At 70.7% G+C, this 21,578-nt stretch carries 17 protein-coding genes; 4 read left to right on the top strand and 13 right to left on the bottom strand.

Features of this window, described 5'->3' with window-relative positions; genetic code table 11:
- Positions 1-24: 24 nt before the first annotated feature.
- The 5 genes from C5B99_RS01490 to C5B99_RS01470 all read right to left on the bottom strand — a co-directional run bounded on the left by C5B99_RS01490 (position 25) and on the right by C5B99_RS01470 (position 4,389).
- Positions 25-732 (bottom strand): copper resistance CopC family protein, encoded by a 708-nt coding sequence (locus C5B99_RS01490; protein WP_104240015.1) that lies wholly within the window; start codon positions 730-732, stop codon positions 25-27.
- A gap of 141 nt (positions 733-873) precedes the next feature.
- Positions 874-1,710 (bottom strand): hypothetical protein, encoded by an 837-nt coding sequence (locus tag C5B99_RS01485; protein WP_104240014.1) that lies wholly within the window; start codon positions 1,708-1,710, stop codon positions 874-876.
- Positions 1,711-1,732: 22 nt separating this feature from the next.
- Positions 1,733-3,064, bottom strand: a complete 1,332-nt coding sequence (locus tag C5B99_RS01480; protein ID WP_104240013.1) for a glycosyltransferase family 2 protein — start codon at positions 3,062-3,064, stop codon at positions 1,733-1,735.
- The gene (locus tag C5B99_RS01475) at positions 3,061-3,762 is read right to left on the bottom strand and encodes a lysophospholipid acyltransferase family protein (protein WP_104240012.1); all 702 of its coding nucleotides are present in this window, start codon (positions 3,760-3,762) and stop codon (positions 3,061-3,063) included. Before C5B99_RS01475 ends, C5B99_RS01480 begins: the two co-directional genes overlap by 4 nt.
- A 54-nt stretch (positions 3,763-3,816) precedes the next feature.
- The gene (locus C5B99_RS01470; protein ID WP_104240011.1) at positions 3,817-4,389 is read right to left on the bottom strand and encodes a hypothetical protein; all 573 of its coding nucleotides are present in this window, start codon (positions 4,387-4,389) and stop codon (positions 3,817-3,819) included.
- A 170-nt stretch (positions 4,390-4,559) separates the two neighbouring features.
- Here C5B99_RS01470 and C5B99_RS01465 point away from each other — a divergent pair, with 170 nt between their 5' ends.
- Positions 4,560-5,606 (top strand): alpha/beta hydrolase, encoded by a 1,047-nt coding sequence (locus tag C5B99_RS01465; RefSeq protein ID WP_258062998.1) that lies wholly within the window; start codon positions 4,560-4,562, stop codon positions 5,604-5,606.
- Between the two features lie 85 nt (positions 5,607-5,691).
- Here the strand turns inward: C5B99_RS01465 and C5B99_RS01460 are convergent, their stop codons facing one another.
- The 4 genes from C5B99_RS01460 to C5B99_RS01445 all read right to left on the bottom strand — a co-directional run bounded on the left by C5B99_RS01460 (position 5,692) and on the right by C5B99_RS01445 (position 10,191).
- The gene (locus C5B99_RS01460) at positions 5,692-7,167 is read right to left on the bottom strand and encodes an MFS transporter (protein ID WP_104240010.1); all 1,476 of its coding nucleotides are present in this window, start codon (positions 7,165-7,167) and stop codon (positions 5,692-5,694) included.
- Positions 7,168-7,184: 17 nt separating this feature from the next.
- Positions 7,185-8,207: an ABC transporter substrate-binding protein gene (locus tag C5B99_RS01455; protein WP_104240009.1), complete on the bottom strand. Its 1,023-nt coding sequence runs from the start codon at positions 8,205-8,207 to the stop codon at positions 7,185-7,187.
- 71 nt (positions 8,208-8,278) lie between these two features.
- Positions 8,279-9,097 carry an amino acid ABC transporter ATP-binding protein gene (locus tag C5B99_RS01450; RefSeq protein ID WP_104240008.1) on the bottom strand — a complete coding sequence of 273 codons (819 nt, stop codon included), beginning with the start codon at positions 9,095-9,097 and terminating at the stop codon, positions 8,279-8,281.
- The gene (locus tag C5B99_RS01445) at positions 9,094-10,191 is read right to left on the bottom strand and encodes an amino acid ABC transporter permease (RefSeq protein ID WP_104240225.1); all 1,098 of its coding nucleotides are present in this window, start codon (positions 10,189-10,191) and stop codon (positions 9,094-9,096) included. Before C5B99_RS01445 ends, C5B99_RS01450 begins: the two co-directional genes overlap by 4 nt.
- A 340-nt stretch (positions 10,192-10,531) precedes the next feature.
- Here C5B99_RS01445 and pcp point away from each other — a divergent pair, with 340 nt between their 5' ends.
- Positions 10,532-11,173: a pyroglutamyl-peptidase I gene (gene pcp / locus C5B99_RS01440; RefSeq protein WP_104240007.1), complete on the top strand. Its 642-nt coding sequence runs from the start codon at positions 10,532-10,534 to the stop codon at positions 11,171-11,173.
- Positions 11,174-11,181: 8 nt separating this feature from the next.
- Here the strand turns inward: pcp and C5B99_RS01435 are convergent, their stop codons facing one another.
- From C5B99_RS01435 to C5B99_RS01420, 4 genes are all read right to left on the bottom strand, one after another.
- Positions 11,182-12,243, bottom strand: coding sequence for a sulfate/molybdate ABC transporter ATP-binding protein (locus tag C5B99_RS01435; protein WP_104240006.1), 1,062 nt, complete (start codon positions 12,241-12,243; stop codon positions 11,182-11,184).
- Entirely contained in the window at positions 12,240-13,058 is an 819-nt protein-coding gene (locus C5B99_RS01430) for an ABC transporter permease (RefSeq protein ID WP_104240005.1), read from the bottom strand. Before C5B99_RS01430 ends, C5B99_RS01435 begins: the two co-directional genes overlap by 4 nt.
- A gap of 11 nt (positions 13,059-13,069) precedes the next feature.
- Positions 13,070-13,879: a molybdate ABC transporter substrate-binding protein gene (modA, locus tag C5B99_RS01425; RefSeq protein ID WP_104240004.1), complete on the bottom strand. Its 810-nt coding sequence runs from the start codon at positions 13,877-13,879 to the stop codon at positions 13,070-13,072.
- A gap of 213 nt (positions 13,880-14,092) precedes the next feature.
- Positions 14,093-15,526 (bottom strand): hypothetical protein, encoded by a 1,434-nt coding sequence (locus C5B99_RS01420; protein WP_146081913.1) that lies wholly within the window; start codon positions 15,524-15,526, stop codon positions 14,093-14,095.
- Between the two features lie 137 nt (positions 15,527-15,663).
- Between C5B99_RS01420 and C5B99_RS01415 the strand changes: the two genes are divergently transcribed.
- Both C5B99_RS01415 and C5B99_RS01410 read left to right on the top strand, forming a co-directional pair.
- Complete coding sequence (locus tag C5B99_RS01415; RefSeq protein ID WP_104240002.1) at positions 15,664-16,704, top strand: Gfo/Idh/MocA family protein; 1,041 nt, start codon at positions 15,664-15,666, stop codon at positions 16,702-16,704.
- 88 nt (positions 16,705-16,792) lie between these two features.
- Positions 16,793-21,571 carry an NAD-glutamate dehydrogenase gene (locus C5B99_RS01410; protein WP_104240001.1) on the top strand — a complete coding sequence of 1,593 codons (4,779 nt, stop codon included), beginning with the start codon at positions 16,793-16,795 and terminating at the stop codon, positions 21,569-21,571.
- Positions 21,572-21,578 lie beyond the last annotated feature (7 nt).

Here is a 21,578-nt window from a genome sequence, read left to right as displayed (position 1 = left end):
AAGTGAAGGTGTTGGGCGGCCGAGTCAGCGCGCATCGGCGTCGCCGTCCTGCTGGGCGCCCTTGCGGGAGCGGACGATCACCCAGGCGACGCCGAGCGCGACGACCGCGCCCAGCCCGCCGATGAGGAGCAGCCGCGGCACGTCGAACGCCGACCGGGAGGTGACCTCGGCCGTGGGCTCGGTCGTCGCGCCGGAGTCGGATTCCGAGGCAGGGGCCGAGTCGGCGTCCGGCACGGCCGCCTCGCTCGGCGCCGGTGTGGCGGCCTCGGCGGCGAGCGCATCCGCTGCACTCGCGTCGCCGACCGTGAACGGGATCGTGCCGGTGATCGGGTGCCCGTCTGACGAGACGACGCGCCAGTTGATGGTGTACGCGCCGTCCGGCAGCGCGTCGTCGATGGTGCTCGTGACCTCGGAGCCGTCGATGACCGGTTCGCCGGTCGCCCAGGCGGCGCCGGCGGCGTCCTCGAGGACGATCATCGGCCCGATGTCCATGATGTCGGCGGAGTAGCGGAGCGTGACGTCGGCGGGTGCCGCGTCGAGCGCCGCCCCCGGCGCTGGTGCGCTCTCGATGAGCTGGTCGTGCGCCTGCGCGGGGGCCGCGCCGGCGAAGCCCAGGAGGCAGGCCACGAGCAGCGCGAGCACTGCGGAGGCCGCGCGGAGGGCGCGCTTCGGTTCGGTGGTCGGTGGGAGGAGTGCTTGGGTCGTGGAAAGGGAAGTTGAGTCGATTGACATCTCGAGAATTCCTCGGGTCTGTCCGACCGCACGCGAACCGAGCGCGCAGAGGGCGCGCGGCTGCCGCGGACGGAGAAAGTTCGACGCCGACCCGCACCGGAGTGCTTCCCCCGTGGAAGAGGGGGGTGAGGGAATGCGGTGCTAGCTCGGGGTCGCGAACGTTGAGGGTCGCTGGGGCGCGGGCGGGCCGCGTCGCGGCTGCGTGCGCCCGGCGCGAACCGTCAGCGACGGCACCCAGGGCAGGTCGAGTGGCGCCGAGTCGACGGTCGCCGTGGAGCGCGCGCCTCGGGCGAGGAGGAGGAAGATCGTGCGCAGCAACGGCAGCAGCAGTTCGACTGCCGCGTCCTTCGCCTTGACGAGGCTCGCGACGAGCGTCTCGCCGAAGAAGAGGGCGAGGGCCGTCAGCACCGCGGCCACGGCGTGCATCGCCCACATGAGCGCGCCGTCGTGGGCCAGGTGCAGCGCCGCGCCAGAGGGAACCGCGCTGCCCGCGCTCGACGCGAAGTCAGCCATGGCGGAGGCTGCGGCGAGCTGGCCGTGGCCGGCGTGCGCATCCGCCGCCGACCCCGCGCCGACGGTCGCGGACGGCGTGCCGAGCACGAAGAGCGTGTGGAAGAGGAACTGGCTGGCCCCGACCGACAGAGCCAGGCGCAGCGAGTCGGTGCGGATGCGCGCGAGCAGCAGGCACGCGAGCACGGCAAGGCCGAACGGGAAGGCGACGCCGAGGAGGCCCGGCATCCCGCCACCCGCGAGGACGTGCGAGGCAAGCGCGATGAACGTGGAGACGGAGGCGGCGACGAACGCGAGCTGCACGCGGCGGACCCGGGCGGCATCGCGCGGGCGCTGATCGACGGGCGCGGCCAGGCTGGCCTCGACGTCGAGATCGGTGCCGAAGTCGAGATCTGTGTCGAGATCGAGATCGGTGCCTCGCAGCTCCACTTCACCCATGGCGGGTGTCAGCAGGCCGGTCGAGGTCACCCCTCAAGTCTAGGCGGCTCTTCTACGCCTCGTAGACGCGGCCCTTCCATGCGACACGGCGTCGCCCGGCCAGCGCGTAGACGGGCAGCACGAGCAGCGGACTGATCGGGCCCAGGATCCCCTCCGCCAGGTCGAGCGGCCGGTATCTCCCCGTGATGACGCTCACGAGGGTGCGATCGAGGAGCCCGGCGATGCGGACGAAGTGCAGGATGCGGGCGGTCGCGCCCCTGCCCGCGCTGGCATGGGCAACCGGCCACACGCGCAGCACCCAGGGCAGCGTGTAGACGCAGATCGTGAGGATGCTCGTCGCCGCCATGAGCGCTCGCGAGCCGTGGTGGAGGCCGAGGAGCGACTTCGCGAAGCCGCGCACGGAGCTGCCGTAGCCGTCGTACATGCGCACGGCGATGGCGGTTCCGCCGCGCGCGACGACAACCCGCCCGCCAGCTGCGCGCATCCGCTCGGCGAGGCGCATGTCCTCGACGAGCTCCCCGCTCACGGCGGTGTGGCCGCCGATGCGGTCGTAGGCGGCGCGGGTGAACGCCATGACCTGGCCGTTCGCGACGACCGGCGCGCGCCGGTGCTGCAGGGCCACGGGCACCGAGCCGAGCACGACGGCGTCGTTCAACGGGGTGATGAGCCGCTCGCCGAGCGTCCGCGTCTCCTGGCGCGGGAACACCGTGAGCAGATCGGCGCGGGACTCGCGCATGGTGGCCAGCAGCGCATCGAGCGCGCCGGGGCTCCAGCGCACGTCGGCGTCGGTGAACACCAGCACGTCGCTCGGGTGCCGCGCGACGGCGTCTGCGTCTGCCTCGGCTGCTTCAGGATCTCCTGACCAACATCGGTGCGATTCCGAGTGTTCTCGGCCCGCAGCGGGCGCTGCCGGCGGATTCTGCACTGAAGTTGGACACTGGCTTGCGCGACCAGCGGGACCGGGAGCGGCACGACCGGGAAAAGGAGCGGGAGCGGGAGCGGGAGCGGGAGCGGGCGCAACTGCCTCTGCGAGCTGCGCGCACGACCAGTTCTTGCCCGTCCAGCCGTCGGGGCGGGGCGCGCCGCCGAGCACTCGGGCGCCCGCCGACTCGCTGAGGGCCCTCGTCGCATCGCTCGACTCGTCGTCGAGCACGACGACCTCATCGGCGCCCTGCCCGAGGAACCCTGGCAGCGTCTCCTGCAGGGTCGCCTCCTCGTCGCGGGCGGGGATCAAAAGCGAGACGCGAGGAGCAGGCTCCCGAGCTGGTGCGCCGGCCCGCAGGCTCGGCTGCGTCAGCAGGTTCGCGAGCAGCACGACGGACCGTGCACCGAGGTAGGCGAGCGCGATTCCAGCGACGGCGCGGCTCGCGAGCCCCCGGTTCACCCGCGCCCCCTGCCGCGCGCCCCGCCGCGGCGCATCCCGAAGCCCTCGGGCCTCGTCAGGTAGGCGAGCATCCGCCCGGCGATCCCGACCCGGTCTCGGCGGAAGCGCTGCGCGTCGAACACGACCCGGTACCCGGGGAGCGGGCGGGCGGGATCGGCGGCGTCGAGCGCCCGGTCGAGCTCGTCGAGCATCGACGCGAGCGCCGCCCGGAGCTGCTCCGGGCGCACCGGTGCGCCGAAGCGGATGAACGCCTCCGGCTTCGCGGCGCCCCGCAGGACGACGCGGATCGCGACGGGCACAAGCGGCACCCCAGCTCGCTCCGCGACCCACTCGGCACCAGGGTGCAGGGCGGACAGGCCGCGTCCGGCGCGCAACTCGCCCTCGGGAAAGATCAGCGCCCAGTCGCCCGCACGGGCGCGGGCGACGAGGGTGCGGAGCGCGCGCGGAGGCACGGCCCCGACCAGCCGCAGGAACGGGAAGCGCTGCAGCTGCTCGTCGCCCATCATGACGGCCACGTCGGAGCCGACGTTCCTGGCGAAGAGGCCGATGAGATAGGCGTCCCACCAGGAGCCGTGGTTCGCGGCGAGCACCGCCCCGCCCGCCGGGGGCGTGCCCGTGACGGCGATCGAGAGCAGCCCCGTCCGCACGTCGCGCACAGCGCTGCGCACGAGCAGTGCGCGGGCCAGGCGAAGCATCATGGTGTGCTCGACGCTATCGCAGGCGAGGGAGCGACAGGCCGGTCGGGTGGATGCTCACCAGCCGCGCAGACCCGCGGCGACGACGCCCCCGACGACGAGCAGGAAGACCAGCAGGTCCGTCCAGGTGGCGACGAGCTCGTTCGTGCTCTTGCCGCGCTTCGCGAGGTGGCGCAGACCCGCGAGGCCGAGGTAGATCGCCCCAGGGAGCGCGCCGATGAGCCCCCAGCCGGGGACAAGCGACGAGACGAGTGCAACCACGCCGAGGCTGAGGTTGGCGAGGCCGAGCTCTTGCACGACCTGCGCGGTCGCCGCTCCGGTCTTCATCATCGTGTCGGTCGCGGCACCGGTTCCGGTTCCGGTTCCCGTCTCGTCCCGCACGGCGGCGTCGTCGTCGTCGTCAGGAGCGTCTTCCGCGTCGTCGTGCGCCGCCCCGAGAATCGTCTGCGTGGTGCGCCGCGGGTTCGTGAGCTGGCTGATGCCGGCGACGATGAGACGTATCCCCACACCCCAGAACGCGAACCAGATCCCGAACACGATGGCCGGGTTCCCGCCCGCGACGCCCAGGTGGACGCCGCCGAAGATCAGCGGCAGCACCACTGTCTGGAGGATCACGAGGAGGGCGTACATGCACGGTCCGATCGGCGTCGGGATGCCCGCAGCACCACTGCCGATCTGAGCGGTCAGTGCTGCATCGCTGCATCGAGGGAGGGGTGATCTGCACGCTATTGCATGCCGAGTACCGCCGACAACACGGCGACGTGCGTTTACATGGACCGCGGTACTGAAAGAATGGCCGGGTGAGCATCCACCCGAGTGTCACGCCGAAGAAGCCCTGGTACCGCCGGAAGAGCAGGACGGTGCCCCTCGGTGTGCTCTCCGCCGGGCTCGTGGGCGCGATCATCTGGGTGTCGACCCCCTGGCCAGCTGCCATGCTCATCCGCGCCCTGTTCGAGCTCGACGCGAAGCGCACCATCACCGAGATGGAGGCGTTCGCCCCGACCGCCGACACCCTGCAGGCGCAGCTCGACGTCTCCTACGGCGACGACGGAGCGGACACGAGCTTCGACCTGTACTCCCCCGCTGGCACGAGCGAGGCGCTGCCCACGGTCGTGTGGATTCACGGGGGCGCGTGGATCTCCGGCGGCAAGCAGAATGTCGCCCCGTACGTGCAGATCCTCGCCGCCGAGGGGTTCACGACGGTCGCCCTGAACTACACGGTGGCCCCCGAGGCCACGTACCCGACGGCGCTCACGCAGCTGAACGACGCGCTCGCGCACCTCATCGAGCACGCCGCCGAGTACAACATCGACCCGAGCCGCATCGTCCTCGCCGGCGACTCCGCGGGCGCGCAGCTCGCGAGCCAGCTCGCGACGGTCGCCACGAACCCCGACTACGCTGAGCTCGTCGGCCTGACGCCGGCGCTCGCCGGCGAGCAGATCGCCGGGATGGTGCTGAACTGCGGCATCTACGACGTGAGCGGCATCCCGGACGCGCCCGGCCTCGGCGGCTACGGCTTCCGCGTCGCCCTGTGGGCCTACCTGGGTGAGAAGGACTGGTCGCAGACGCCTGGTGGCCTCGAGATGTCGACCCTCGACTCCGTGACCGCCGATTTCCCGCAGACGTGGATCTCCGGCGGCAACGCCGACCCGCTCACCTCGAACCAGTCGCAGCCGTTCGCGGCGAAGCTGCAGGGGCTCGGCGTACCGGTCACTACTGTCTTCTATCCGGACGACCACCAGCCGGCGCTGCAGCACGAGTACCAGTTCAAGCTCGAGGGGGCGGATGCGCAGAGCGCGCTCGCCTCGACGATCGACTTCCTGAAGTCGGTCACGTCGGCTGCCTGACCGCCGCCGCGCCGCCCGCCGCCCGCCGCGCCGCCAATAGGTCGCTTTCACCCCGTTCTCGGCGTCGAAATGGGGCGAAGCTGACCTATCCGGCGGCGTGGTTGGCGGCGGCGGCGGGGGTGGCGGCCGAGATGAGCAGCGCCCCGAGCGATGCGGCGATCGTGATCGACGCGGCCGCCCCGAACGCGAAGCTCGCCGGCATGTTCGCCCCCACGGCGAGGTAGGTGCCCGCGTAGACCGAGAGCGCCAGGGCCGCCGCGAGGCGTTGGCTGAGCTGGAAGAATCCCGCCGCGACCCCGTTCACCCCTGGCGGCGCCTCGTTGAGCGTCAGCGATTGGTTCGATGGGATGAAGAGCCCGGAGAAGACCCCCTGCAGCGTCCCGGCGCCCAGGATCCCGAGCACGATGAGCGGCTCCGATCCGGTCGTCACCAGGGCGATCTCGACGGTCACCACGATGAGCGCCAGGCCGAGGACCCACGTGATCCCGCTGCGGCCGAAGCGCCGCACGAGCCGCCAGCTCAGCATCGACCCGACGACCATGCCGAGGGCGCGGGGCGTGAGCAGCAGCGCCGCAGCGAACGGCGAGTAGCCGAGCCCCTCGATGAGGAACAGCGTGGTCAGCAGTCCGATGCCGAGGGCAGACCCGAACGTGAGCGCGGCGACGGCGGTCCCGAGCAGGTAGCCGCGGTTGCGGGCGAGCTCGGGATGCAGCACCGCGGCGCCACCCCGCGCGTATACGCGACGTTCCCAGAGGGCGAAGAGCACGAAGAGCGCAACCGCAGCCGCAGCCAGCGCTGCGAGGAGGCCCCCGGCGCTCACCGCCGCGACCAGCAGCGCGAGCGTGCCGGCGCCGAGCAGCACGACGCCCACCGCATCCACCTGTCGCAGCGCACTTCGCACACCGCCCGGCACGGCAGAGGGCCGCGGCAGCACGAACACCGCCGACACGATGAGCACCACGGCGAGTGGCACGGCGAGCAGGAAGACGAGCCGCCATCCCGTGTCCTCGGGGAGGACGGTCAGCAGGATGCCCCCGCCGAGCGGGCCGACGAGCCCGGCGGCCGAGCCTGCGGTCGTGTACCCGGAAAGCGCGCGCGAGCGCATGATGCCGCGGAAGGTGTCCTGGAAGAGCCCAAGCACCTGGGGGTTCACGACGCCGGCTCCGAAGCCCTGCACGAGGCGGGCGATGATGACGGTGGTCGTGTCGTCCGCGAGCGCGGCCGCGAACCCGGCGACCGCGAACAGCGCGAGCCCGAGCAGGTACAGCGAGCGTCGCCCGAGCAGGTCGCCCAGCCTCCCGGCGCCCACGAGGGCGAGCCCGAACGCGAGTGAGTACGACGACGTCAGCCACTGCACCTGTGCGCCATCGGCGTCGAGGGAACGCTGGATGCTCGGCACGGCGAAGCTGAACACGGCTTGATCGAGGAGGGTCGTGAAGGCCGTCGCGACGCCGAGCGCCAGTATGAGCCCGTCCGGGCGCCCTCGACGACGGAGAGCTGAGGGCGCGGCGAAACCCGCCGCGCCCTCAGCCTTCGAGGACGCGACGGGTTCCGTCGCCATGGGGTGCGCGGCGATGGCTACTCCTCGCGCGGGAGGCCCGCGGGGTTCACCTCGGAGACGTCGATGCGCTCATCCTGCAGTCCCCAGCGGTCGAGGATCGCGTCGTACTGGCCGTTCTCGATGGCGTGGTTGATGACGATCGAGACGGCTTCGATGAGGCCGTTGTCCTTCGCGGTGCCTGCTGCGATCTGCGCGTTGGCGGGGAAGCCGCCGTTGAGGGTGCCGACGAGCTTCGTCTCGCCGTCGCTCGCAGCCTTGAACGCGGCGGTCGCGTTCGGGCCGAAGTTCACGTCGACTCGACCAGACTGCAGCGCGAGGGTGCCCGCCGCGTCGTCTTCGAAGTACTGGAAGTCGACCGGCTCGAGCCCTGCGGCCTTGTTCTCCTCGTCCCAGGCGACGAGGATCTTCTCCTGGTTCGTGCCGGCGCCGACGATGACGGAGAGGCCCGCGACGTCCTTCGCCTCGGTGATCGACTCGATCTCGCTATCGGCCTTCACGTAGAAGCCGAGCACGTCCTCGCGGTAGGTGGCGAAGTCGAAGAGGTCCTTGCGCTCTTCCGTGACCGTCACGTTCGAGGTGATGAGGTCGTACTTGCCGGACTGGATGCCGAGGGGCCAGTCGGCCCATGCGGCGACCTCGCCCTTCAGCTCGAGGCCGAGCCCGTCGGCGATGAGCTGCGCGAAGTCGGCCTCGCTGCCGAGGCGCGTCACGTTGTCGTCCTCGGCGAGGAAGCTGAGCGGCGGGATGTACGCGCTGCCGACGACGGTGAGCTTGCCTGCCTCGGCGGGCTGCCATCCGGAGGCCTCGAGAGCCGCGATGGCTTCGGGGACCGGGTCGATCTGCGGGCGGCCGTCGACGTTCGCGCTGGTCAGGTCGAACTGGATGAGGTCGCTCGCGGGGGCCGCGCCGTCTGGCTCTGCTGCCGTGACGGGGGCCGACTGGCCGTTGACGATGAGGGTCGTGGCGACGACGCCGATGACGGCGAGTGCTGCGACACCGCCGGCGATGACGCCGACCTTCTTCTTGTTGAGCTTTGCCATGGGTGGCACCTTTCGGGTACGTGCGTTGCTGAAGTTCTGGGGTGGGAGATGAGCGACAGGCCAGGGTGTGGCTAGAGCACCTTGCGGATGAAGTCCTGCGTGCGCGGATGCTGCGGGTTCGTCAGCACCTGCTCCGGTGTGCCCTGCTCGATGACACGGCCGGCGTCGAGGAACACGATGCGATCGGCGACCTCGCGGGCGAAGCCGATCTCGTGCGTCACGATGACCAGCGTCGTGCCGCCGTGGGCGAGCTCGCGGATGACGTCGAGCACCTCACCGACCAGCTCGGGGTCGAGTGCGCTCGTCGGCTCGTCGAAGAGGAGCACGTCCGGCTTGAGTGCAAGCGCCCTGGCGATCGCGACGCGCTGCTGCTGGCCGCCGGAGAGCTGCCGCGGGTAGTGGTGCTCCTTGCCCTCGAGGCCAACGCGCTGGAGGAGCTTGCGCGCTTGCGCCTCTGCATCCGCTTTGGATGCTCGCTGCAGCGCCACCGGTGCGGCCGTGATGTTCTGCAGCGCCGTGAGGTGCGGAAACAGGTTGAAGTTCTGGAAGACCATGCCAACCCTCGTACGGCGGCGAAGCGTCTCAGCTTCGCGCAGCTCGAAGAGGCGGTCTCCCTTCCTGACGTAGCCGATGTACTCGCCATCGATGAGGATCGATCCGCCGTCGACGGACTCGAGGTGGTTGATGGTGCGCAGGAGCGTCGACTTGCCGGAGCCGGAGGGCCCGAGGAGGGCGACGACCTCGCCTGGTTCGATCTCGAGGTCGATGTCGTGCAGCACCTCGTGGGTGCCGTACGACTTGCTGACGCCGCACACGCTGACCTGCCCGGATGCTGCGCTGCTGCGTTCGAGTTCCGCTTCGGCGTTCCGGTTGATGGTTGCCTGGCTCATGCTTCGCTCGCATCCTTCCGTGCTGGTGCTGGTGCTGGTGCTTCTGTGGGGCGGGCGGTCGCGCCCGCGGGGATGCCGTGCCTCTTCCGGTCGAGCGCCTTCGCGCTCTCGGCGCTCTCTCCCTCCGGCTTCTCGGGGTCCTCGCGTTGTTTCTCTGTGCCTCCGCTTTGCTCACCGTCGTCGAGCAGCGCCCACTTCTCGGAGATCCACGCGCGCGCCTTCTGGATGGGCGTCGGCGGCAGCTCCCGGTGCGCGCCCTTCGAGAAGTGCCGCTCGATGTAGTACTGCGCGATCGAGAGGAGCGTCGTGATGATGGCGTACCAGACGACCGCGACGAGGAGCAGCGGGATGATGCGCTGGTTGCGGTTGTAGATGACCTGCACCGTGTAGAACAGCTCAGGCAGGGCGACGACGAACACCACGGAGGTGCCCTTGACGAGGCCGATGATCTCGTTGAAGGCGTTCGGCGTGATGGCGCGAGCCGCCTGCGGCAGGATGATGCGGAAGAAGCGGTACCGGCGGGGCAGGCCGAGCGCGGCGGATGCCTCGAGCTGGCCCTGGTCGACGGACAGGATGCCGGCGCGGATGATCTCCGCCGAGTAGGCGGCCTGGTGCAGGGAGAGGCCGAGCGTCGCCGCGGCGAACGAGGAGATGAGCTGCACCGTCGGGAACTCGACGAGCCAGAAGTCGGTCGTGAAGGGCGTCCCGAGCCCGAGCGTCGGGTAGAGGTAGCCGAGGTTGTACCAGACCACGAGCTGCACGACGAGCGGCACGGACCGGAAGAACCAGATGAAGCTCCACGAGAACGAGTTCAGGAGGGGCGACTTCGAGAGGCGTGCGACCGCGAGCAGGGCGCCGAGGATGAAGCCGATCGCGCCGGAGAGCACCGTCAGCTGGAGCGTCAGGACCAGCGCGTTGAGCACGATCTGGCTGAAGAAGTACTCTCCGAAGACGTTCCATTCGTAGCGCTGGTTCGTGACGAGCGACCACGCGAACTGGGCGACGGCGAATACGGCGACGGCGGAGAGGATCCACAGCACCCAGTGCTTGGGGTGGACGACCTTGAGGTGCTCGCCCGGCCCGAGCGTCTGCATCCGCCGGCTCGCGAGTGGCTTCGCGTCGTCTGGCGGCGTCGACGACGGGCTGTCGGTGGTCGGTGCGGTGTCGAGTTGTGACATCGCGTTCTCCTCTCGGCGGACCCTCGATTCGAGGGGCTCACCCTCGATTTCGAGGGCATGTCGAGAAGGTATGGGCACGCGGATGCGGGGGCGACGGCCTCCCTTCACGGAAGTTCCGACACGGTCGCGCGGCGAAGCTCCGCGTCACATTCGGTCACCTGCTCGTCAGGTGAGGGGCCAGCGAGGGGTGCATCCGCGGCGTAGCGTTGAGGTCTCCCCCCTCCGGCCGCCCCACCCGCACGACAGGAGCCCCCGCATGCCGACCGTCCTCCTCACCGGCTTCGAACCCTTCGACGGCCACACGAGCAACCCGTCGTGGACGGCCGTGCAGGAGGTGCGCGATCGCTGGGACGGCGACGCGGAGATCCACGTGCGTCAGCTCCCCGTCGACTTCGCGAGGGTGGACGACGCGCTGCGGGCCGCCCTCGCCGAGGTCGACCCCGACATCGTGATCGCCGTCGGGCTCGCCGGCGGCACCGACACGATCAGGGTGGAACGGGTCGCGATCAACGTCGACGACGCGCGCATCCCCGACAACAGCGGCTTCCAGCCGATCGACGAGCCCATCGTGGGCGACGGCCCCGCCGCGTACTTCAGCACCCTGCCCATCAAGGCCGCGGTGGAGGCCGTGCGCTCGAGCGGCATCCCTGCCGTCGTCTCCCAGACCGCCGGCACCTACACCTGCAACCACGTCTTCTACCTGCTCCTGCACGAGCTCCGGCAGCGGGCCGACGCACGCGGCGGCTTCGTGCACATCCCGTACTCCGCGGAGGAAGCCGTCGGCACCGACCGCCCCTTCCTGCCCATGGACCAGCTCGCGAGCGCGCTCACCGCCGTCGTGCGAGCGACCCTCGCGCACGAGAGCGACGTGCGGGTCGGCGGCGGCACCCTCGACTGAGCAGGGCCTCAGAGCCGGTACGCGATGGCATCCGAGGCGGCGAAGGCGAACCACACGCGAGTGCCGGGCGCCAGGTCGAGCTCAGCGACTCTGCCAGGCGGCACGTCGGCGGAGAACTCGGCGCTCCGGACCCGGATGATGTCCCCTCGCGGCTCGAGGTCCGTGACGATGCCGGGGAGCACGTTCCGTGAGGCGCTCGGCTCCGACGGTTCCTCGGTGGTGACGGCGACCTGCGTCGGCCGCACGGAGATCCCGACCCGCGTGCCAGCCGAAAGCGATTCGACGAAGCTCGCCGCGAGGCGCTGCCCGCCGTCGGCCCTGACGGAGGCGTCGTCGAGGGCGGTGCCGGTCACGAGGTTGAGCGCGGCGAGGCCGGCCGCGAACTGCGTGGCGGGCCGCTCGAGCACTTCGCGCGTGGGGCCGACGTCGACGATGCGCCCGCCCTCGAGCACGACGACGCGGTCGGCGAGCATGAAGGCGTCGAGCACGTCGTGCGTGACGATGATCGTCGTCTGATCCGCCAGGACGTCGCGGAGCATCCGTCGGATCGCCGGCGCGACCGACACGTCGAGGGCTGCCATCGGCTCGTCGAGCAGCAGCAGAGCGGGGTCGGACGCGAGCGCACGGGCGACGGCGACCCGCTGCGCCTGGCCCCCGGAGAGCTGAGCGGGCCTGCTCTGCGCCAGTCCTCCCGCATCGACGCGGTCGAGCCAGCCGGATGCGCGCGAGTTGGCCTCGGCACGCGAGCGTCCCTTGCTGCGCGGACCGAAGGCGACGTTGTCGAGTGCGGTGAGGTGCGGGAAGAGCAGCGCGTCCTGCGCGAGCATCGAGACGCCACGAGCATGAGGGGGCAGCCAGCGTCCACGGCCGCGATCGCCGATGTCGAAGAGGACCTCGTCGTTGAGCCGGGCCGTGCCGGTGTCGGGGCGGACCAGGCCCGCGATGAGCGTGAGGAGCGTCGACTTCCCGGCGCCGTTCGGCCCGAGCACCGCGACGGTCTCGCCGTCGGCGATCGTGAGCTCGACGTCGAACGCCCGCGCGCGCACGGTGGCGGCGAACTCGAAGCTCACGACGCGCTCCGCCGGAGCCTGAAGCCGTTGGCCTCGCCGGCCTGGTGGGCCACCGCGACCACGATCACCGCGACGGCGACCAGGACGAGCGACAGGGCGACCGCGGCATCTGGATCGGTTTCACGCTGGAGGTAGATCTCGAGCGGGAGGGTGCGCGTGACGCCCTGCAGCGAGCCCGCGAAGGTGAGAGTGGCCCCGAACTCGCCGAGCGCGCGCGCGAAGGAGAGGACCGCGCCGGAGATCACGGCGGGCAGCACGAGCGGCAGCGTGATGCGGCGCAGCACCGTGGTGGGCCGTGCACCGAGCGTGGCGCCGATCGCCTCGTAGCGCGTTCCGACGGTGCGCAGCGCCCCCTCGAGGCTGAGCACGAGGAACGGGAGCGCCACGAAGGTCTGCGCGAGGACGACGGCCGTCGTCGAGAACGCGATGGTGACCCCCATGGCCTCGAAGCTCTGACCGAGGAGCCCGCGCCGACCGAAGGTGGCGAGCAAGGCGATGCCGCCGACCACGGGCGGCAGCACGAGCGGCAGCAGCACCAGGGAACGGAGGAGCTTCTGCCCCCAGAAGTCGGTGCGGGCGAGCACGATGGCCATGGGCACCCCCAGGACGACGCAGAGCACCGTCGCGCTGAGGGAGGTGCGGAGGCTCAGCAGGAGCGCGTCGATCGACGACTCCGACGTGACGAGCGGAACGAACTCGGCCCAGTTCACGCGGGTGACCATCCCGATCAGCGGCAGCAGCACGAAGGACGCGCCGATGATCGCGACGGTCAGCACCCAGCCGGGCACGGCGGCGGCGGCGCTTCTTCGTGGCATTGGATGCGTTCCTACGGCTGGCCGAACCCGGCGGTCGCGAGCACGTCCTGGCCCACTGCCCCCGTGACGAAGTCGATGAACGCCTGGGCGACCTCGGGGTTCGTCGACGCGGCGACCGGGGCGATCGGATAGGTGTTCACAGCCTCGCTCGATTCGGGGAACTCGATGCCGGTGACAGCGTCTCCTGCGGCGATGATGTCGGTGACGTAGACGAGTCCGGCATCCGCTTCTCCGGAGGTGACCTTGCCCAGCACGTCGGTGACCGACGACTCCTCACTCACCGGGGTGATGTCCACACCGGTCGCCGTCTCGACGGCGAGCGTCGCGGCGCCGCACGGCACCTGGGGAGCGCAGACGACGGTCTTCGCCTCCGGCTTGGCGAGGTCCGCGAAGGTGGCGATGCCGGCCGGGTTGCTCGGCGGGACCGCGATCTCGAGCACGTTGGTGGCGAAATCCACCGGGGCGTCTGGCGCGATGAGGGTGGCGTCCGTGAGCTTCGTCATGTTCTTCTCATCGGCCGAGGCGAACACGTCGGCCGGGGCGCCCTCGGTGATCTGGGTGACCAGGTCGGAGGAGCCGGCGAAGTTCAGCTCGACCGTCACGCCCGGGTTGCTCGACTCGAACTCGTCGGCCAGCTCCGTGAACGTGCTCTTGAGCGACGCCGCCGCGAACACCGTGATGGATCCCTCGAGGGCGGACGCGCTCGCCGGGGCAGTTTCCGCGGCGGGAGCTGCGGGGGCGCCACTGCCCGCGCAGGCCGAGAGGCTGAGAGCAACCGCCGCCGTCAGCAGCGTCGCCGCGATCTTCCTGGTGGGGGTCATGTGTCGAGACCTTTCGGGCAGTGGTTCGAAGATCGAGGCACGGGAGCTTCTGAGTGATCCTGGATCTGAGGAACCAGGTTGGCCCAGGGCCCGAATCTGCGCCACGAAGCCAACTCTACTGCCGCAGCTGCGGTTCTGCCGTGCCTGCCGGAGACCCGAGGGCACGCCGGCCGAAAGCACCCACGCACGACGCCCCGCACCTCACGACCACCCCTAGAGCTGTGCGACCTGGATGCTCCAGGGCTGCGGGGTGCCGTCGATGCGCCTCGCCTCTTCGACCTCGACCACCATCGGACCCGGCTGCCAGGTGCGCGAGACGGTCTCGGGAAGCTCGACCTGCGTCAGCTCGGGCGTCGCCCCGTGCGTGGTGATCTGCAGCTTCCCGTAGTCGCCGGCGCTGATCGCGGCCTCCCCGCCAGCCCCCGTATAGAGGTACAGACCGGCGCCCTCACCGGAGAGGGTCGCATCGAACGTCGGAAGGACGTCGACAGCGGAGAGCGTCATCTCCCACACGCCACCCGAGATGACCTGGATGCTGTTGGTGGCCACGGGCGTCGGGTCTTCGCCCCGAGCCGCGGCGTCCGCACCAGCCGTGTTCACGAGCCATTGCGTGGTGTCCCCCGGGATGCCGCTGCTGAACTCCACGTCCTCCGTGGCCTGCGGGTTCGCGACCAGGAAGGTGACGTCGCCCATGGTGTCGACGACCTCCAGCACCGCGAGCTCTCCGGCGCCGGAAGGAAGCAGGACGTCGATGTTCGCCTCCCCGTATCCGCTGAGCGGCACCCCTGGCTCGAGCGTGAGCTCTGGCACCGGATCGGTCACGACGGCGTCGCCCTCCAACCCGACCGGCGTCGACGTCGCGCTGCTCTCGGCGGCAGAGCTCTCCCGCGAGTCGGAGGCGAACTGCAGCAGCTGGATGCCGGCGGCCACCACGAACAGGAGGATTGCGAGGATCGAGACGGCGACGCCCTTGGCGCCCGAGCGGAAGCCGCGCCTGATGGACGGGGCCGCGAAGATCAGAGCCAAGACGATCCCGAACCAGAGGCCCACGAGGGCCGCGACGATCGCGGCGACGCCGGCACCCACGGCGAGGCCCGGCTTGAGCCCGGGCTGATTGCCGGTCGGCCTGCCACCCTGGCGAGCCGCGCGACCAGACGGCGCCGGCGGGAGTGGGGGTGGCGGGGCTTGCCCCGCGGTGGTGGGCTGCGGTGCGTCGGCCGCCTCGAAGGGAGCCGACACCGAGGGAGACGCGGGCCCGGACCCGCGCCGCAGGGCGTCCTGCGAGCCGCCGTGCGTGTAGGCGAGGCCGCGCTTCGCGCCCTCCCCGACCCGGTCGAGGTCGTACGTGGCGCGCGCTGCGGTGCTCGTCGCGGCGCGCCCCTCATCGCGGGCGAGCTGCTCAGCCGCGCGCTGCGCATCCCGCGCCGACTGGCCAGCCGAGCGCTGGGCGTCCTGCGACGTCTGATCGAGGGCACGCTGCCCATCCTGCGCGCGCTGCGCGGCGGCCCGCTCGGCGTCCCTCGCCCGCTGCTCGCGCTCCTGCTCGATGCGGTCTGCGCCGCGACTCGCGGTGCCGGACCACTGCCGCACGAAGTCAGGCGCCTTGTAGTCCGCCGGCGGCGTGTACCCGTTCTTGCTCTCCACCACGGTCGCACCCCTTTGTCACTGTCTGCGCCCATTCAACACCACACCCCCGACAGGCGAGCCGTTGTCACCCGGGCACCCCTGACGTAGCTTTGTCCTGTCATTAGAACGAATCACTGCAGCGCAGAATCGAGAGCACCATGGGCGCGTCCACCCCCGCACGCATCGGCGTCGTCGGCTACGGGGCTGGCGGCCACCGCTTCCACGTGCCCTACATCCAGGCCGTCGAGGGCTGGGAGCTCGCCGGCGTCGTCACCCGCTCAGCGGAACGCCGCGCGATCCTCGCCACCGAGGCACCGGGCGTGCCAGCCTTCGATTCGCTCGACGCCCTCCTCGACGACGGCGTCGACGCGGTCGTCATCACCACCCCACCGGACACACGCCGCGAGCTCGTCCTGCGCGCCCTCGAGCGCGGCGCGCACGTCGTCGCCGACAAGCCCTTCGCGCCCACCGCGCAGGGAGCGCGCGAGCTGCAGGCAGCCGCGGAGCGCAGCGGTCGCATCCTCACCGCCTACCAGAACCGCCGCTGGGACACCGACCTCGTCACGCTCAAGCAGGTCATCGACGAAGGCCAGCTCGGGGACATCTGGCGCGTCTCCTCCCGCATGGACCAGGACGACTCCGGCACCCTCGAGACCGGCCCAGCCCACGGACTCCTGCGCGACCTCGGCAGCCACCTCGTCGACCAGATGGCCTTCCTCTTCGGCCCCGTCGAGCGCGTGAGCGCCCACTTCGACATCACCGAGGTGGACGGCGTCGAGGTCGACTGCGGCTTCGACGTCGCCCTCCACCACGCGAACGGCGTCTTCACCCGCGTCGCCTCCAGCAAGATCAACCACCTCGACGGCCGCGAGCTCATCGCGTACGGCGACCTCGGCGCCTACGAGTCGCGCATGGACGACGTGCAGACGGCGCAGATCGATGCCGGCCTGCGCCCAGCATCCGCCGCCGCTGCCTGGGGACTCGAGGCCGAAGCGCGCTGGGGCACCCTGCACACCACCGAGGGCAGCAGGCAGATCCCGTCCGCGCGCGGCGACTACGCCGAGTACTACCGGATGCTCCTCGCCGCAGTCCGGGGCGAGTCCGCTCCCCCGGTTCCCATCGAGCAGGCCGTGCACACCGTCGAGATTCTGGATGCGGCACGCGAGAGCGCGCGCACCGGACTCACCGTGGAGATCTGAGCCGCACCCCTCGCCCTTCCACCCCGCTACCATCAAGGCACGGGGTGCGACGGCGGGCCAATGGGGGCTCGCCTGCGAAGGGGGAAGCATGATCCACGGAACCGAGTTCACCGGACTGCGCGAGGCGCTCGACGACATCGAGCCGAGCCTGCGGACCGGACTCGAACGGCTCATCGACGACGTCGACGCCGACGACATCGCCACGCGCGAGCCACGCGACATCGTGGGCGCCGCGGCGACCATGCGCCGGCTCGCCACACGACGCAAGACGGGCGAGACCCTCATCGCCGTGTTCACGCCGACGCTCAAGGAAGAGGGCTGGAGCTCCCGGCGCACGATCGTCGACATCTGCACCGCGGATGCGCCGTTCCTCGTCGACTCCGTCACGGCGGCGATCGCGCGCCAGGGCCTCGCCGTGCACCTGCTCGCACATCCCGTCGTCTCGGTGCGCCGCGACGACGCCGGCGAGCTGCTCGAGATGCACGCCCACGGCGGCACCCTCGAATCGTGGATCCACCTCGAGGTCGACCGCATCCCCACCGAGGAAGGCCGCGACGAGCTCGCCGACCGGCTGCAGCATGTGCTCGACGACGTGCACACCGCGGTCGCCGACTGGCGGCCCATGCGCCGAGCTTGCCTCGACCTCGTCACCGACCTGCGCACGGAGCCGCCCACGAGCGTCGACGACGGCGAGGTCACCTCCGCCGTCGAGTTCCTGACCTGGCTCGCCGAGGACAACTTCACGTTCCTCGGCTACCGCGAGTACTCGCTCGAGACCGATGAGCGGGGCGAGGAGGTGCTGCGCCCGCTGCCGCACACCGGACTCGGCATCCTGCGCCGACCGTCCACCGCGACCACCCACCTCACCCCGGAGGCCCAGCGCACCGCCCGCGAGCCGCGACTCCTCACCATCACCAAGGCGAACTCCCGCGCCACCGTGCACCGCGACGTGTACCTCGACTACATCGGCGTCCGCAGCTTCGACGAAGCGGGCAACGTCACCGGGGAGCTCCGCTTCCTCGGCATGTTCACGTCCGTCGCCTACGCCGCCTCCGTGCTCACCCTGCCCATCGTGGGTGCCAAGGTGCGATCCGTGCTCGCCGCATCCGGCCACGCGCCGAACTCCCACTCCGGCAAGGACCTCCTGCAGATCCTCGAGCAGTACCCGCGAGACGAGCTGTTCCAGGACAGCACCGAGCACCTCCACGCCGTCGCGTCCGAGATCAGCCGGCTGCGAGAGCGCAGGCGCTACCGCATCTTCCTGCGCCGCGACGAGTTCGGCCGGTTCGCGTCCGCACTCATCTACCTGCCGCGAGACCGCTACAACACGACCGTGCGCCTCCGCATCGAGCAGGAGCTCCGCACCGCCTTCGACGCGAGCCAGGTCGATCACGCGACGAAGGTCGGCGACTCCCCGCTCGCCCAACTCCACTTCGTCGTGCGCGCCGCCAAGGGCGTGCACCTGCCAGAGGTCTCCGAGCAGGACATCCAGCCCCGCATCGAGCGCGCCATCCGCGGCTGGGATGAGGAGCTCGTCGACGCCCTCCACCTCGACCACGATGAGGAGCGGGCAGCCGAGATCCTCAGCAACTACGGCTCGGCCTTCCCCGAGGGATACAAGGAGAACATCCCCCCGAGCGATGCGGTGAAGGACATCGCCCTCCTCGAGCAGCTCGACGAGGACACCACCTTCGCCGTGCACCTCTACGCGCCGGAAGAGGACGAGCCCGGGAAGCGCTACTTCACGTTCGCGTCGCACGACGTGTACCCGCTCACGATGGTGCTCCCCGCCCTCACCGATCTCGGCGTCGACGTCGTCGACGAGCACCCGTACGTCGTCACCCTGCCGGACGGGCGCAACCTGCACATCTCCGACTTCGGGCTCACCGCGCCGAGCGCGTCCGTCTGGAACGACGCCGAATGGGGTGCCGAGCTCGAGTCGGTCTTCAGCGCCGTCTGGTCGGGGGCCGCGGAGAGCGACCGCCTCAACTCGCTGGTCCTCCTTGGCGGGCTGCGCTGGCGGCAGATCGTGATCCTCCGCGCTATCAGCATGTACCTGCGGCAGGTCGGCACCACGTTCTCCGTCGACTACATCGAGCAGGCCCTCATCGCCAACCCCGTCATCGCCGCCGACATCGTGCGGCTCTTCGAGACGAGGTTCGACCCGGACTTCGCCGGCGACCGAGAAGCGGCGCTCGCCGCGCTCGCCGAGCAGCTCCAGGAGGCCCTCGACAACGTCGCCAGCCTCGACTACGACCGCATCCTCAGCTCCATGATCGGCATCGTCGACGCCACCTGGCGCACCAACTTCTACCAGGTGGATGCGCAGGGCGAGCCCAAGTCGTGGGTGTCGATGAAGCTCGACTGCACCCGCGTGCCCGGCCTCCCGAAGCCCCACCCCATGGCCGAGATCTGGGTCTACTCGCCAGAGGTCGAGGGCGTCCACCTCCGCTTCGGCCGCGTCGCCCGCGGCGGGCTGCGCTGGAGCGACCGGCGCGAGGACTTCCGCACCGAGGTACTGGGCCTCGTGAAGGCGCAGATGGTGAAGAACGCCGTCATCGTGCCGACCGGATCGAAGGGCGGCTTCTTCGCGAAGCAGCTCCCCGCGCCGAGCGACCGGGGCGCGTGGCTCGAGGGCGGCCGATCCGCCTACCGCACCTTCATCCGCGGGCTCCTCGACATCACCGATAACCGCGACGGCACCGACATCGTGCCTCCGCCACGGGTCGTGCGCCACGACGGGGACGACTCCTACCTTGTCGTCGCCGCCGACAAGGGCACGGCCTCGTTCTCCGACATCGCGAACGGCATCTCCGAGGAGTACGGCTTCTGGCTCGCGGATGCCTTCGCTTCTGGCGGCTCGGCCGGCTACGACCACAAGGGCATGGGCATCACCGCCCGCGGCGCGTGGGAGTCCGTGAAGCGGCACTTCCGGGAGCTGGGCCACGACACGCAGACGCAGGACTTCACGGTCGTGGGCGTCGGCGACATGTCGGGTGACGTGTTCGGCAACGGCATGCTGCGCTCGGAGCACATCCGCCTCGTCGCGGCGTTCGACCACCGGCACGTGTTCGTCGATCCGACCCCGGATGCGGCGGCCACGTTCGTGGAGCGCCAGCGACTCTTCGACCTCCCCGGCTCCTCGTGGGACGACTTCGACCGCAGCGTCATCTCGGAGGGCGGCGGCGTCTTCCCGCTCTCCCAGAAGTCGATTCCGGTGACGCCGCAGATGCGGGAAGCGCTCGGCCTCGACGCCGACGTGCAGCGCCTGACCCCGCTCGAGCTGAAGAAGGCCGTACTGCTCGCCCCCGTCGACCTCCTCTGGAACGGCGCCATCGGCACCTACATCAAGGCCAGTGACGAGACGAACGCGGAGATCGGCGACCGCGGCAACGACGCGGTCCGCGTCGACGGCCATCAGCTCCGGCTGCGCGTCGTCGGCGAGGGCGGCAACCTCGGCGTGAGCCAGCGCGGTCGCATCGAGGCGGCCCTCGCCGGGGTGAGCCTCAACACCGACGCGATCGACAACTCCGCTGGCGTCGGCACCTCCGACCGCGAGGTCAACATCAAGATCCTCCTCGGCGCCGTGGAACGCGACGGCCGCCTCGACCGCGACGCCCGCAACGAGGTACTGCGCGCCATGACCGACGAGGTCGGTACGCAGGTGCTGCGCGACAACTACGAGCAGAACGTGCTCCTCGGCAACTCGCGCTCGAACGCCGCCAAGATGCTGCCATCCCACAAGCGGCTCATCACGTGGCTGGAGGAACGCGACGAGCTCGACCGCGACCTCGAGTTCCTGCCGAGCAACGCCGAGATCAGGCGCCGCATCGACGAGGGACGCGGCCTCACGAGGCCCGAGTTCTCGGTGCTCGTCGCCTACGCGAAGCTCGCGCTCAAGAGCGACCTCGCCGAGACCGACCTCGCCGAGGACCCGTGGTTCGCGAACACCCTCGCCGAGTACTTCCCGGCCGAGGTTCGCGAGCGGTACGCGGACGACCTGCACGCGCATCCGCTGCGCCAGGAGATCATCGTGAACTCCGTCGTGAACTCGATGGTCAACCGCGGCGGCATCACCTTCGCCTACCGAGCCCAGGACGAGACGGGGGCGACGAGCGAGGAGATCGCGCGCGCCTACGTCGCCGCCCGGGAGATCTTCGACCTGCGCGGCTTCGTCGTCGAGATCGAGGCCACCGACAACCTCGTGCCGGCGTCCATCCAGACCGAGCTGTACCTCGGCTTCCGTCGACTCCTCGACCGGGCGACTCGCTGGATCGTGCAGCACCGGCCCGACAGCATCGACGTCGGTGCGGAGATCGAACGGTTCAGCGGCCCGGTCGCGCAGTTTGCCAGCCGGATGGGCGAGCTGCAGCAGGGCGAGGAACGCGAGCGCTTCGACGCCCGCGTGCAGGAGTTCGAAGATGCCGCCGTCCCGCGTGCGCTTGCGCTGCGCGGGGCCGGCCTGCTCGAGCTCATGCCGCTGCTCGACATCATCGAACGCGCGGACCAGCACGGCTGGGACCTCGAGGAGTTCGTCGGCCTCTACTACGTGCTGTCGGCGCGCGTCAGCTTCGACGACATGCTCGTGCGGGCGACGGCACTGCCGCAGGACGACCGCTGGGGGTCGATGGCGCGCGCCGCCATGCGCGACGACCTGTACGCGGTCATGATCGAGCTCGCCGCCTCCGTTATGACGCAGACCGCGCCGGCCGAGCACACCGCGCGCATCGACGCGTGGATCAGCCAGCTCGGCCCCAGCGCCACCCGCGCGCTCGACGAGGCTGCGGATGCGGTGCACGCTGGCGACGACACGGGTCTCGCCACGCTGTCGGTCGCGCTGCGGCGCCTGCGGTCGCTCGTGCGCTGACCGCGGG

It is taken from the genome of Pseudoclavibacter sp. Z016 (genome assembly GCF_002931215.1).
Lineage (GTDB): Bacteria > Actinomycetota > Actinomycetes > Actinomycetales > Microbacteriaceae > Pseudoclavibacter.
The sequence above is the reverse complement of the archived record's forward strand: the minus strand, read 5'-3'. Positions and strand labels throughout refer to the sequence as shown.